At 61.0% G+C, this 15,345-nt stretch carries 4 protein-coding genes; 2 read left to right on the top strand and 2 right to left on the bottom strand.

Annotated elements, in window-relative coordinates:
• Positions 1-5: 5 nt before the first annotated feature.
• Positions 6-977, bottom strand: a complete 972-nt coding sequence (locus MAFF_RS25930; protein WP_425280319.1) for an IS701 family transposase — start codon at positions 975-977, stop codon at positions 6-8.
• 1,477 nt (positions 978-2,454) lie between these two features.
• Between MAFF_RS25930 and MAFF_RS25945 the strand changes: the two genes are divergently transcribed.
• Positions 2,455-4,701: a hypothetical protein gene (locus MAFF_RS25945; RefSeq protein ID WP_425280342.1), complete on the top strand. Its 2,247-nt coding sequence runs from the start codon at positions 2,455-2,457 to the stop codon at positions 4,699-4,701.
• Between the two features lie 350 nt (positions 4,702-5,051).
• On the opposite strand, the gene MAFF_RS25950 is transcribed toward MAFF_RS25945, so the two are convergent.
• Entirely contained in the window at positions 5,052-5,768 is a 717-nt protein-coding gene (locus MAFF_RS25950) for an IS6 family transposase (protein WP_157866083.1), read from the bottom strand.
• A gap of 384 nt (positions 5,769-6,152) precedes the next feature.
• Between MAFF_RS25950 and MAFF_RS36700 the strand changes: the two genes are divergently transcribed.
• Positions 6,153-15,323 (top strand): shikimate kinase, encoded by a 9,171-nt coding sequence (locus MAFF_RS36700; protein ID WP_010913990.1) that lies wholly within the window; start codon positions 6,153-6,155, stop codon positions 15,321-15,323.
• The last annotated feature ends 22 nt before the right edge of the window (positions 15,324-15,345 follow it).

Raw genomic sequence — 15,345 nt, forward strand, 5'->3', positions numbered from 1 at the left:
TTCGATCAGGAACCATTCCTCAGCGTGGGGGATGGAGCGCCAGTAGTCGCGATGGGCCGGCCGAACCCGCACGGTGGCAAAGCGTGAGGCAAGCGACGCCTTGGAGCCCTCGCGCCAAGTAACCATGTGCCAGGCGTCCTCGGGCAGCGCTTGCGCCAGTTCCTTGGCTGAGACCGGCGCATGTTCAGCCTGCCGCCGAACGCGCGAGGGCGGGGTCCGCGTCCGCTCCACGGCTTCGGCGGCAATGGTTGCGTGCCGGGCGACCACAGGCGGATCGAGGACTGGACCCCGACGACATAGGTCAAGCCCACCTTTGTCAGCCCGGTGCGGAAGGCGGTGTCGTTGCCGTAACCGGCATCGGCCAGCACCACGCCCCGTGAGACGCCGGCCTCCAGCGCCGCCCGAATCTGCGCGAGGGCGATTTCGGGCTTGGTGCGGAAGACCACATTCTCCGGCACGCCTGTCTTGGCCCGCCGGTCAGGGTCGTTCGCCCAGCTTTCCGGCAGATAGAGCTGATAGGCAATCGGCAGGCTCGCCTGCTCGGTGGCAACCGACAGAGAGACCGCGACCTGGCAGTTGTCCTGCTTGCCGAGCTGCCCGCAATACTGCCGTGCAACCCCAACCGAATGCTTGCCTTTCTTGGGAAAGCCGGTGTCGTCGACGATCCAAGCACGGATCTGCCCCTGACGCTCAAGCGCTGGCAGCACCTGTTCCCGCACGCGGCTCAGCACGGCATCATCCGACCAATCCGCCTTCGCTACGAAATGATGCAGCGACTGGTGCGCCGCCTGGACACGCCCAGGCTCCACCCGTGCCGCCATCGGCTCGACGCTTTTGCGCTCGCGCGGCAAAAGCAGCCCGGTGCAATAGGCCTTCAGCGGCGCCACCCGGTCAGCGTGACCCAATACCGAGGCCAGCGTCTCGACATAGGCCGCAAAACGCGATTCACTCGTTTCGATTCCGTCCTGGAGATCCATCGCTCCCTCCATATGAAGCACGAATCGCCATTCTCGCAATCAGTCGTTAACGAAACTTACGACACAGTAAGACTAGGGGCCAGTTTGTAGAGTGCCGGATCGGCGTCTCTTAAAGAGAACACGGTTGTGCCCCTGACCGCAGGCTCTTGCGTGATTAGGGGAATCACATCGTCGACCGCCTCTGGAAACGCGTCTCCCGTGGCCCGTAGCATCTGAACCAACTTGAAGTTGGCCCTCGGCGTTTGGAGTTCGGCGTCAAGTGGCCAGGTGCCGCGAAACACCGGCCCAACAACTTCGCGCCAGGTCTTGAGCTTCTCTGCGGGCGCCTCCGACTTCCATCTCAATGGCGAAGCGGTGCCCGACCTGCCAGAGGGCATTGGACCCTATGCGGCGCAGTGCTGCTCTGGCCTCTACAGGTGCCCCTTCCGCGTGGGGCCGACCAGGCATGGATCAGCGCCGGGGCCTCGCCGGCCTTCACCGTCCGAGACTACAGGGAGCGATCAGCGTTCGGCCGGGCGGAGTTGGTCAGGTTACGCAGCCCGGGCGAGCGCGGATCGCGCTTGGCCGCTGATCGGTGATGACGCGCGGTTCTTGTCTCGATTTGGAAACCCGCCACGAGAAACGCTTGGCCGGCCAGTAGGTCGATGGTTGCGCCCGCCATCATCATCGTGCGCAACAGTCGACAGGGCGGCATTCCCGACAGCACGCCCGCATCATCCGAAAGTTAATTCCGATCCGTGATGCGCTGCGCGAGTGCCGAAGGCGAGGGAATTCGACGGCCCCCGAGAGAAAAAGCGAACGCAGTATGTGCATCGCCCCGCCGGAACTAGCTTACGGCGCGTCAGCTCACCGTCAGCTCGTTCGAGTAGCTCTCTTCGAGAGAGACCTAACAACTCAAAATCATATTAAAGACTTCCGCCAAAAAGGGAACGAATGCCATGTACGGTCGGAAAAGTGGCTCATCCGAAAGCTCCAACCAAGCTAACGACCCGGTACGGTCAAAGGGCAGCGACGGCTTTGGCAAGCACTTGCGCACATGGCGCCGCCTGGTCTCAATGCGAGTTCGTCTCCAGCGCCGGCACGCCCGTACTCGCTAGTTTCGCGGCCTCCTATCGTGGAGATCGACAGGTCTTCGTGTGTTTTGCATTGGGTTCAGGCTGGACCGGCGCGGCAGGGTCGATCCGGGCTGGCCATGACGACTGACGAAAACATGCCGCTGGTTCTCAGACGTCATGCCACCTGTCATCTGGGCGATTGCACTTACCCGCCAGAGCCCTGATGCACTATGGCTGACACATCAGCCCCAATCCACAGACAGCGCGTTCTCGTCTATATCGGAGATGAAAAAATGACGGGCATTGGCCGATCTGGAAAATCGCGCATTGGAGATGCTGGAGCCGGATCGAGCAGTTCGCGCTCGCAATCAGGTCTTGCCTCCGGGGAAGGCAGCCAAGGGTTCGGTTCCGTCCTGGAGCGGATGCGCTCTGAGGGAGGTAAAGGTTCACCCTCGGCTGGCGCTGCGCGAGGTGCCCATGATGACCTTGGCGGCAAATCTTCAGGCCCTTCCGTTCCCCCACATCGAATCCCGGCGGCTGCGCCACGTGCAGCCGCCGGGCCACGTGCGGCCGGTTCGCGGAGGCGCAGTGTTTCCTCAACGTCGGATGGTGAAGCCCTGGCGCCGGTCGCCAGCCAGCCGTCAACTTCGGGTGTGACAGTCCCCAGTTCCTCGTCAGGCGAAGTCATCAACGAGACAAAGCGACGAATGTGCTCGCTGATTGACGAAATCCAAGTTCTCGAAGAGAAGAGCCTGCATAGCGGAAAACCGATGGAGGGCTTCCGAGACGAGCTTGATCAGCTCGCTAATGCGGGCGCAGAACTTCTGGAATGCTACGCGAGCCTGCCCAAGGATGAGGCGCGCAGCACTCTGTCCGACGATGATGTGCGTCACTACCGCGCCGACGTGATTCATCGGGCGGACAGTGCCAACGAGCTGGCCCATACGATCTTCAAGAAGGAGGAACAGAACCGGAAGCGGATGGAGGACATTCTCCACAACTTGGTCAAATCCAATGCCACCCTCGACCAGCTGAGCCGATCGGCTCCCAGTATGGCGAAGTATCCCGTGGCCTGCGTGGAGCGTTGGGACAAGAAAGTACAGCGCCACGAATTGATGCGGGCCGTCTGCGTCGCGACAGCCGACTTACCAAGCTCAACAGCCGAGATGCGGCGGGAAGAAGAGGCCGCGCTGCGGCTGCACTCGGGCTGGGTTGTCAATTCAAAGATAATGCAGCTGCAATCGCGGATCAATCTCGCGCAGGTCAACATGGCCCCGCAGGCGATCATGCTCGAAGCACCCATCAGGGAACTCCTCATCGGTGACAACGGGCAAACGCGTCTGCTGGGTAACTTCATCGGCGAGGTTTTTCCGGCATTCGTCTCGACGGCCGAAGCTGTACTGAGGAAGGAAGGGCGCCCGCTCGACGCGGAACACTGCGCCGTTCTGGAAGGAGTTGTGGAGCGGCTTGCGGATTTTGCGTCGGCCTCGCACTCCGTGGTTGACAGGCTAAGGGATCACCAAGCAGGTGCTGGCCTCCCATTGGAACTGTTGACCCGGATCGTGGACGACGCCTGGATCGCTTCGGACGAGGTTACGGACCTCCTCGCACTGCAGCCGAAGCCGCCAGCCCCTGACCTGACGGCCGACGCTGCCGCTGCGATGCCGACTGGAACTGCCGGCAAGACTATGGTGGCCGAAAGCACTACAGCGCCCAGAAAAAAAGGAAAAGACAAGAGCAAGCAGGCCGCTGGCGCCGGGAGTTCGGCGGCCGGGCGGCCGGAGCCGCAAGTCGCTGCGGCCGTCAGCGACCCTGCGCCAGCAGCCAAGGTGCTCGTACGCACGGATTTAGGTACGAAGAAGCTCGTGAGTGCAGAGGAGGCGCAGAACAGTGCGTCGTCCGCGGCAGCACGCTTGGCGATCTTGCAAAATCCAACGACGGGGGAAAACACGAAGTCACTAGTCGCACGGTCGACCGAACTTTTGAAGTTCGATTTGCCTGCTCAGCAAAGTTTGATCTCCCGAGCGCGCTCCGGGAAGCCCGAGGACGTCGAACACGCCGTCGGCCTCGTGGTCCAGCGCCTGCAAACGCAGGCTGTCGAGATGGAGCCCTGCCTCCCAGCGTTGGAGGCGTCTCGTCTCTCCAAGGAGGGAAAGATGGACGACGTGCACCGACTAACGGTTCAGTTCAGGGACATGTTGGCCAATGTGCGGGGATTGGCTAAAGCTTGGGACGAACAAAAGCCTGATATGATCATGGATTGCATGAAGAGGTACCCATTTCCCTCGCAAAACCACCTTGAGCAGTTGCGGTCGGCCCGGGAGTTGACGCCTGCAGATCCCCCGTGCGCGTTGAACCCAGAGCCGAGCAATCTGTTCGAGATTAGGCTGCAGCCCAAGGCGCTGAGCAACCGTACACTACCGAGTCCAATGTGGGTGCACATCCACACGACACGAAAGATATATGCGCAGCAGTTGGCAACGCTGGACAGCGCCGAGTTCGCCGCTTGCCACGTCAAGTCCAATGAACAGCGCGGCCATAATCGGCAGTGGCAGACCTCCCGGGCTAAGAAGGGTTACGACAACGCAATCCACCGCGGCAAGCTCACCCCGGCGTTCTGTAAGTCCTTGTTGAGCGACCGGGCCGATATGCGAAATGGGCCGGCGTAACATCGGCATTTTGTGGATTCCAACCAGCTTAGTAGACAGAGGCGCAATCTGGGAAACCCCTGGCAGAGCGGCAGTGGCCTGGATCGCAGGTGTGGCTGATTCTCGCGATGGCCGGCATCGAGCATGCTGCTCTAGGGTTTTGGGTACTGCCCGACAACCTGACGACCCGACAGCACGCCTGCATCACCCGAAAGTTTTTCCAAATCCGCGATGTGGTGCACTAGACGTTATGACCGTGGTCTGAGGAGCGGCCCGCCCTTAGACTTTGCAGCTGTTAAGCAAACGGGGGTTGCTTCGGCACTGTAAAGTTATCAGCGGATTGATGCAGCGATAGCTGGCCGGGACGGCTGTCACGCTGCGGCGAGACACGCGATTTTGTTCCAGATTTGCATGGCGGCGTTACGCAGGTCTCGATGTTGAGCCGATGACAGCGTATTGCGGGGAAAGTGGAACAGGTTGGCAATCGGATCATGGATGGAAACGAACCGCTGAAGCTGGCGTGCCGACTTGAAGCGTTTCATGGTCCTTTCGCGTCGTCGGGTCGGCTGGTGCGAATTTTCCGCTCGATTATTGAGGCCTTTGTGCGACCGGTGTTCGACACCGGGCATGAGGTCGCGCCTGGCGGCATCATAGGACCGGAGCTTGTCGGTGATCATGACTCGTGGTGTCCGCCCTTGAGCCTTCAGCAACTTGCGCATCAGACACTTTGCCGCCTTGGCATTTCGGCGGCTTTGCACCAGCACTTCGAGGACCAAGCCGTCCTGATCGACGGCACGCCAGAGCCACTGCTTCTTGCCATTGATGGCCACCACACATTCGTCGAGATGCCATTTGTCGCCCAGGCAGCCGGCTGACCGTCGCTTGATCTCCCGGGCGAAATGCCGCCCGAATTTCTCCGCCCAGCTTCGAATGGTCTGATGCGTGACGATGATGCCGCGGGCCGCCAACATGTCCTCAACCATGCGCAGGCTGAGCGGAAAGCGAAAGTAGAGCCATACCGCGTGCGCAATGATCTCGGCGGGAAAGCGGTGGCAACGATAAAGCGGATCACGAGCAACTTCTGACATGGCCCATGTTCGCACATCTTCATCAGCCGTCGGTTAACTTTACGGTGCCATACTACGCCATGCTGCAAGAACCAGCCATAGCCGCGTGACTCAAACCAAATGGCCTTCGCCAAACCCGGGACGGTTCTGAAACTCTCCGTCAGCTAATCGTCAGCCAAGCGATCTATCTAGACCTGCCGTGCCTAACCGGCCCGACGCTAACGGAAAGATAGTAGTGCAAATCCTAGTATAGCGAATTGGTGGCCCGTCCGATGCACACTACACGCGCATTGGCGAAGCTGACGAGGCGTGATTTCACTCATCAAAGCCTTCATACGCTAGGGCTCAGCGACATCAGCCCCAACAGCATAGGCAACACATCCTCGCCTATATCGGAGACGGAATATGACGGGCGTGAACCGATCTGGGAGATCGCGGACTGAAAAGAGAGTCGGCAGGACGGGGGAGGCGAGCAGTTCGCGCTCGCAATCAAGTCTTGCGCCTGGGGCAGGCAGCCAGTCGTTCGATACCGTCGTGGAGCAGATGCGCTCTGTGGAGATAAATAGAAGGACGCCCGCCGTGCCAATGGAGCGCGGTGCCGATGACGCCCTGCACGACAGGCCGTCCGGCCCCTCCGTTGGTATACACGGAACCCTGGACGCTGCGCGGCATGCCGCCGCCGCGCCACGTGCAGCCGGTCCGCGGCGGCGCAGTGTTCCGTCAATGTTGGAGGGTGAAACCCTGGCCCCGGTCGCCAGCCAGCCGCCAACTTCGGGTGTGGCAGCGCCCATTTGCTTGTCAGGCGACGAAATCAAGGAAAAGCGACGAATGGACAGTCTGCTTACGCTAGTGGGCATGCGCTTTAACGCGGCCAGGCAAGACCCGGGCGATGAAAAGCTGCTCGATCAGGTCATCAATGCAGGCTCAGCAGCTCTGCACCACTACAAGAGCCTATCCCCGGCTTTGGCGCGGACCATTGTGGACGACAACCAGTTGATTACCTGCCGCTACCTCGTGTGGGATGCGGTGCAAGAATATAGCCGCCTTGCCGAACCGACTATCCACAAATTGCAAAAAAAAAAAGCTGAGGAAGAAGCGATCGGGCTGACTCAATCCACGGCTACCCCGGAGAGTGTGGTGGAGGCGCATGCGGCCTGCGTGAAATGGTGGGAAAAGAAGGTAGGGCACTGCGAACGGGGGCGAGCCGCCTGGCGCGCCACTGCCAGCTTGCCAAGTGCAACAGCCAAGATGCGGCAGGAAGAAGAGGCCACGCTGCGGCTGGCAACCGGCTCGGTAATGCATAGCAAGCTCGTGTATCTGCAATCTCGGATCGATCTCGCGCGGGCGAAGATTGAGCCGCAGGCGAGCACGTTCGACGCACCCGTCAGGGAAATCCTCATGGTTGAGAATGGGCGAGTGCGTCTGCTGGAAGCCTTCAGCGGGGACGTTTTACCGGCATTCCTTTCGACACAGAACGCTGTTCTGAGCAGCGGTGGGCACCCACTCGACGCAGATCACTGCGCCGTTTTGGAAGGAGTCATCGAGCGGCTTTCGGAGTTTGCGTCCGAGTTGCAAGTCATCCGGACCAACCTAAACGATCACCAAACAAGTGCCGACCTCCCATTGGAACTGTTGAGCCAGATCGTGGAAGGCGCGTGGATCGTCGGGCACGAGGTCATGCACTTGCTGGAACTGCAGCCGAAGCCGCCAGCCGTTGCACTGCCGCCCGACGCTGGCGCTGCGATACCAGCCGAAACTGCCGGCAAGTCTCGAGTGGCCAAAGGCACTCTGGCACTGCAGCCGAAGGCGCCAGCGCTCATTGCCTCGCCGGCCGACGCTGGCGCTACGATACAGATCGACACTGTCGGCAAGTCTCCAGTGGCCAAAGGCACTCTGGCACTGCAGCCGAACTGGCCAGCGAACATAGCACCACCAGCCGATATGGGCGCTGGAATACCGGCCGACACTGCCGGCAAGGCTGCGGTGGCAGGCGCCGCAGCGCGTAGGAAGCGGAAAGGCAAGGGCAAGCCGGCCGTTGGCGCCGGGAGTTCAGCCCCCGGGCGGGCGTCGCAAGTCGCTGCCGTCGACAGCGACACGGCGCCAGCAGACAAGGTTCTAGTGCTCTCGGATATGGGTACGAAGCTTGTGAGCGCGGAGGAGGCGCGTGCGAGTGCGTCGGCGGGCGCACAGTCGGCAAAGCAGGCGCCGCCGTCCATGGAAGCACTGACGCAAGAGCGCCAGGTGAAACCCGAGGACGCCCGCTACGTCGCGGAAACCGTGGTCGAGCGCCTGCAGACGCAGCCCGCCGAGATGCGGGCCTGTCCGGCCGCGTTGGATGAGCCTCGTCGACCAGGCCTGCTTGCGCCTGCACAGGTGCCCGAAGTGCAAGACAAAACAGTCCGGCTCAAAGGAATGTTGAACCAGGCGCAGGAACTGGCCAAAGCTCTGAACTCGCAATCAAGTCATGCCCCTGGGCAATCCAGCCAATCGTCCGATGCCGGCGTGGAGCGGACGCACTCTGGGCCCCAAGATAGAATGTCCTATGCTCGCGTCGTGCGAGGGGCCGACGAAGCCCTTGGCGACAAATCTGCCGATTACTCCATAGCTCCCCGCGGAGCCCTTGCAGGTTCGCGAGGCGCAACCAGTGGGCCGCGGCATGGTTCTCCCCAAGGTCGGCACGGCGAAGCGATGGGTAGGCAAGAAAGCTCTTTGCGTTTAGAGAGGTCCTGGCTCGGCGATCAAGAACCGAGTAGGTCGCAACCGGACACGCTCGCACGCCATGACCAAAGCCAGTCCAGGCCGGTTGCAGGACCGGAACGGCGGCGTTTCGACCATGTAGCTGCACAGAGCTTCGACGATGCACTACTTAATGACGCTTTGCACAAAATTTTCTTCGCACACGACATCAATGAATTCTCATACGCTGTGGTGGAGAACGACAAGAGGCTGCAGAGTCAGGCGCATCGGGCAACATTCCTACGAAAGGCCGCTTCCGAGTTCACCCGTCACTTTGTTCCAAGATGGGAGGACGATGTCCGCGCCGGCAATACCTGGGGGTTCGCCACCTCATGCAACGCGACGAGCCGGGAGCCTGGAGGTCAGGCAGGCATGGAAGCTTGCAGGGCCATGGCAGCTCAGGTGTCGAGGCTCGGCAGGGCGCTGAACGATGTCGAAAGCAAAACGCTTTCGCTGTTCGTATTGTCGTTCAGTCGACATCCCCGATTGGCGGAATGTCGCAATGGAATGATCACAATCGCCAAGCTGTTTCATGAGCAACCCGGAGCGCTGTCGGAGCTCAACGGTCAAAGTCTCGCTCTGCTGGTCAACGGATTCAGCAAGTGGCCGGAACAGGAGAACGCTCGTAAGGCCACGGTAGCAGTTGCCGCCGAGATTCGCCGCCGCCCTGCCGGGCTCTCTGATTTTGATCCGCAGAACCTGGGTAACGTTGTGAACGGGTTGAGCAAGTGGCCGCTAGAGGAGGAGTGTTGCGGCGTTATCGATGCAATCGCCGGGAAGGTCTGTGGCCGCGCCGGTGAAAAAGCCGGCCTGTCTGGGTTTAATTCGCAGGCATTCGCAAACCTGGTGAACGGGTTCAGCAAGGCGCGGGAACCGGGGAACTCACATCAGGCGACCATTGTCATAGCCGATGCGGTCTGTCGCCTCGCCGATGAAATTGTCATAGCCGATTCGATCGGTCGCCTCGCCGATGAAAAAGCCGGCCGGACTGGGTGGTATCCGCAGGCGTTGGCGAATTTGGTGAACGGCTTCAGCAAGTGGCCTTTGGACTGCCGCGGCGCTATAGTTGCGATCGCGCGTCAGGTCGCTGGCGGGGCCGGCAAGCTGCCTGTGTTTGATGCGCAGGCATTGGCGAACCTGGTGAACGGGTTCAGCAAGTGGCCAGAGGACTGCCGCGGCGCTACAATTGCAATCGCCGCTGAAGTCTGTCGCCTCGCGGACCTCCCAAAGGCCGGGCTTTCTGGTTTCGATCCGCAGCACCTGGCGAACCTGGTGAACGGCTTCAGCAAATTGCAAGCGGCGGAGTGCTCACGCGCCACCGTTGCAATCGCCGGTGAAGTCTGTCACCGCGCCGGCCGCCGCAAGGGGCTTTCTGATTTTGATGTGCAGCACCTGGCGAACCTGGTGAAGGGCTTCAGCAAGTGGCCGCAAGAGGTGAATTTGGGTTACGCCACCAATGTGGTCGCCGGCGAGGTGCTTCGCTGCGCCGAGCCACTCTCTGAATTTCTTCCGCTGCACCTGGCGAGCCTAGTGAACGGCTTCAGCAAGTGGCCGCGATGGGAAAACTCACATCAAGCCACAGTTGCGATCGCCGGTGAGGTCCGTCACCGCGCCGACCAGCTGTCTGGGTTCGAACCGCAGGAGCTGGCAAACCTGGTGAACGGTTTCAGCAAATGGCCCGAGGACTGCCGTGGCGCCATCGTTGCGATCGCCCGGGCGGTGCCTCGCCGCGCCGGCCGGCTGTCGGGATTTAATGGGCAGGATCTGGCGAACCTGGTGAACGGTTTCAGCAAGTGGCCTTTGGACTGCCGCGAGGCCATGGTTGCGATCGCCCGGGCGGTGCCTCGCCGCGCCGGCCGGCTGTCGGGATTCAATGGGCAGGATCTGGCGAACCTGGTAAACGGCTTCAGTAAATGGCCGCAAGAGGAGAACTCACGTCAGGCCACCGTTGCGATCGCTGGTGAGGTGCTTCGCAGCACAAACCCGCCCCCTGACTTTAGCTCGCAGTACCTCGCGAACCTGGTGAACGGCTTCAGCAAATGGCCGGAAGAGGAGGCCTTACGTCAAGCCGCCGCGGCGATTGCTGGTGAGGTGATTCGCAGCGCTAACCGGCTCCCTGATTTTACCTCGCAGCACCTGGCGAACCTGGTGAACGGCTTTAGCAAGTGGCCGCAGGAGGAGAAATCACGTCAGGCCACCGCGGCGATCGCCGGTGAGGTGCTTCGCGGTGCCGAGCGACTCTCCGGGGTTAATCCGCAGCAACTGGCAAATCTGCTCAACGGCTTCGACAGGTTTGCGGAAGAAGAGGCGTGCAGCCAGGCGATTTTGGAGATCGCGCGCAGACTCGGCCAGGCGGGTCAACCATTCCGTCATTTTGCCGCGCCCGGGCTCTCCAGTATCGCCAACAGTTTGGCGCGGGGGATCCTCAGGAGCGAGGACGCCGGAGAGATTGCAGAGGCCGCTCTGCTGAAAGATCGGCTGCACAAACTGGCTCATTATCTTCATTATGCCAGTGATCGTCTGGAGGAGGCCGACGCGGTGGGCGTCACGAGCATCTTGAAGGCGTTGGCCAAGGCTCAATTGTATGATGATCTCGGTTCGCTCGCAGGAGCAGGTTTAAATCGGCTCGCGGAATTGCATCGTGCCCCTGGCTTTGCCCATGAGAATAACCTCGAAACCATGGGCAATCTGTGCGCCGCTCTGCTGCCGCTGGCTCGCAGTCCGCGCAAGCAGCTGCTTTGGCACCGGCGGCCGGCTCTGAACTTGCTGAACGATATTCAACCGATCGTGGAGCACAAGATCGAAGCCCATCTCAGGGCAAGCGATGCCGAGCGGGCCCGCGGGCCGTACTCGACCCGTTGTCTGGCCCTGTCGATTTATCAAGTGCTCAAGGCCCGTGCGAGCCTGGCAGGGTTGCTGCGGCGGCCCTATGTCGAGGGCAACAAGCCCGATTTGCGTGCGAGGCGCGACGAGCTGCAGTCCAAGACCAAGGAAATCCTGGACAGCACGCGCGAGCTCGTCGAACGCGACCTTTCCAACATGAGCTGGAACCTGATCGCGCAGATCGAAGCGGAGGGTCCGACCGATGCGCTGGACACGTTCATGGCGCAGAACGCCGCGACGGTGCAGGCCCAAAATCGAGCGTCCGTCTTCGACGTCCATCAGACTTTGCGAGCCATGGACCACGAGCCCAGACCGCCCCAGGGCGAGGCGGGGCTGATGCGATTGCCGGTGGTCGACATGCAGGGCCGGCAACTGGCCACGGAGGCCGAGACACGCTATTCGATCTTTCATCGCCTGACCTCGGGGGCGGTGAAGATGGTCGCGGTGCAACTGCCCGGAAAGCCGAGCCCGTTCATGCTGGCGCGCACGTTGACCGTCGAGGGCGTGCCATACCGCATGGACCTGTTCGGCGGCAGCAAGTTAAAGCCGCCGCCGAAGACGCTTTCGCAGGTCGCCGCCCGCATTCCAGGTCGGGTGGAGGCAGCATCTTCCGGCGGAAAGCTGCTGGCCATTCCCTATGCCGAAACCGCACCGGGCACTGCGTTCGAGCAGCTATCGCGCTCTTGGGCGCCTTTCAAAGAGGCATATTACTACACTCAGCGCAGGGGGTTTGCAGCGCCACCGAATTTACAAGGTCTGGGGCCTCGCGACTACGCGTTGGAAGGCGCCTTCAAATTGTCGCTGCTGCCGGACCGCCCTGCCAACCAGGAACGTCCCTTCAAGCTGATTGGGCCGGAAGGCCCGATCGCCTTGCGACCGTATGACGGCTGCGGTTTCATCAAGGCCTCGCTGGCCACGCGTATGCCAGCTGTTCGCCGGACCGGTCGGCAGGAAGGACCTGATCGGGTTCCTGCTTTTGGTGAGGGAAGGAGATCGTCCTTGCCTGCCTCGGCGCTGCAACATTATCCGCGCAGCGAGCAAGTGGCCGATGAGGCGCACGAGAAGGCCAAGACCTGGCTCGAGAGCAGAGAGGGGAAAGAGCTGACGGCCGAGGAGCTGTTTCGAACGGTGACTGTCGGACATATCGACGGTCCTGGCGCAGTCGCGGTACCGTCCGCTGATAAGTGTCTCCATGTGCCGACGCTCAAGAGCGAGACGTTGACGGGCAAAAGCGGTGTGCTGATCGGGCGGTCGCCCTACGACAAGCCCAACCTGCGCCCATTTTCCGCCGACCTGGTCAAGTCAGCAGTTGATGGGGACCCGACGGCAGCGTTCCTCGACACCTGCGTTGCTATCCAATACAGCTTTAATGTCGCCCAGAAGTCGGGGGAGGAACTCGCGGCCGACGATCCGACTTTCTTTGCCAAAGGCATCCTGATCGTCGTGCCGGACGAGATGTGGCCGGCCGCCCACGCCGACCGAGGGCTGGTTTTGTCTGCCGAGGACGTCAAGTCCCATTCGCACTGGACGACAGGCAAGGACCGCGTCAAGGAGGACACGCCGCTCGACTGCCTCGGCATCCTGCAGGCCACCGAGGTGTTCGCTCCGGGCTCCTTGGTTGCCGTCCCGACCGGTGAACAGAAAAAGCTTGACGGCGACTTCGATGGCGACACCGTCATCATCATCGGCGACCGGCCGCAGCTTTATGAGCATGTGCGCGAGTTCGATGAAAAGGAGCAAGCTCTCGGACTTCCATCGCTGAAGCCGCCAAAGTCGCATACTCCGGCGCTTGACGGCGACAAGTACCAGTTTGGTCGCGCCAGCCAGATTCTCGCCGCCACCCAGGATGTCCTGGAAACCTATAGCGGTCTGCAGCGAAACTTCCTGGCTCAATCCCATGAAGCGCGAGGCTGGTTTGCCGAGCGTGCCATCTTTGGCACCTACGAAGGCGTTCACCACGAGCTTCGGCGAGACATCGGTCAGTTGTTGGGCCGCGAAGAGGAGGTGAGTGGCCAGGATATCGAGACCGTGTTTGCGAGAGCGCGGCGCGAGATCGAGGTCGCCCGGCATCCGGTTGCTCGCGAAATGGCCGCGCTGCTGGTCGCCGACCTTGAGGCGTGGGCACAGAAGCCGGAACGCCTGCCCGAAACAGTCGGGCCCGTGAACGATGCAAAAAGCACGACGCTGAGCGCAGCAGTCTCAGAGTTGTTGCCGGATCTGGCGGATGCCTATCCGGTAACAAATCAGCCACGAGACCGCATCCGGGCTTTGATCGACAACTATCCTGCGCGGATCGATCCTCGCCCGGACGGTTACAACCCGGATGACCTCGTGCAAAGCGCAAACAATCTCCTGAGCCTCGGCATCAAGGTCGGCACCGATGCCTACAAATCCAACACTGGCGCTCGGCTTTTTTCCAGGAAAAGCCAAGATCTTCAGCGGCTGCTGCATACGACGCCTGGCTTGAGGTCCGTGCCCTACGTCAAGGGCCTGGCAGCGTCTCTCAACCATGGAAGGTTTGATGTCGATGCAGCCTTGAAGGACCTGGAGGACAACCCCACGCTGACGGCTTCAGTCATGGAAACATCGATCAATCTCGCTGCGGAGCACGGCATTTTGCGCAGACCCTCCGGCCTTCGGCCCACCGCCGAAGCTGCCGAGATGATCCCGCTGACCCCCGAGGAGGCCTCAGAGCGCGCCCGAATTGAGGTTGCGCGCGCTACAAAAGAGGAGGGGAAAATCACCGCAGCGGCACTCAGCGTCGCCGCAAGCCTCAGGAAAATGGAGATCCAGGTGAAAATGCCTCATCTGGAGCGCCGGTTGAGATCGGAACGCTCCATAAGAGAGCAGCTCACCGGCACGAGCATCTCGTCCGGCAGCACTCCACAGCTGATCAGCAGCGCCGTACGCCACGTCTTCGAAATTCCTGACAACGATTTTACACGTGCCTTCAAGGCAGCCATTCTGGCCTTCGAGGAGCAGCACTACACCGAAATCGAGGTGACCAACTGGTTCAAATTCGAGCGTCCGAGTTATCTCGGCATACACACTGTGCTCGCCACCACAGAAGGCTACCGTTTCCAGGTGGAATTCCATACGCCAGCCAGCTACAGCGCCAAAGTTGACAATCACGACGCCTATAAAGAGATGCAGGAGCTGAAGCGCCGTGATGCTTTGCAGAAGGCAGAGAAACTCGAGCAGAAGGTAAGAGAAGGCAATAAGGCAGTTGACAGACCCGATAACGTGCTCAGCATAGCACACTGGAGGGATGGTAAGGATAGTGCTGCTGCAGCACCTGGATTGCGAGCTGTCGGACGATCAACAGAGTCGGAGATCGCCAAGTCACCGGAGGCAAAGGAGACTGTCGCTGCCCTCGGCCATCGGCCGGTCGTGCTTGTCGGTATGCCGAGCGCCGGGAAAACCACGATTGGCGCGCCACTCGCCAAGCGACTGGGGCTGCGCTTCATCGATACCGACCAAGAAATTCAGAAGCAGACCGGGAAATCGATAACGCAGATATTCAATACAAATGGCGAGGGCTATTTTAGGAAGCTTGAGGCGGAGGCAATCGCGCGTGTGCTCGAGCAAGGGCCCGCGGTCATCGCGACCGGTGGCGGCTCGTTGAACGATGAGCAGACCCGGCGACTCATCGCCGACAAAGCGGTCTCGATCTGGATAAATACCGACCCGCGGGTGCTACGACGCCGCCTCAGGAACGATACCACCCGCCCGCTGCTGCGGGGCTCCGACCGGGATCAGACGGTTCCCCAACTCATGGACGAGCGCAAGCCGTTCTATGAACAAGCTAACGTCAGGTTTGTCCCACCCCGCAAAAACGATAAACAGAACGCGGGCCCATGTCTGAAGGCCCTGCACGCATACCTGTGCCCCACGGGGGCCGACGCTCAGTCGCTTTCTAATATATCCCACGGCACTGTAAAGTTATCAGCGGATTGATGCAGCGATAGCTGGCCGGGAC

This window comes from Mesorhizobium japonicum MAFF 303099 (assembly GCF_000009625.1).
GTDB classification, from domain to species: Bacteria; Pseudomonadota; Alphaproteobacteria; order Rhizobiales; family Rhizobiaceae; genus Mesorhizobium; species Mesorhizobium japonicum.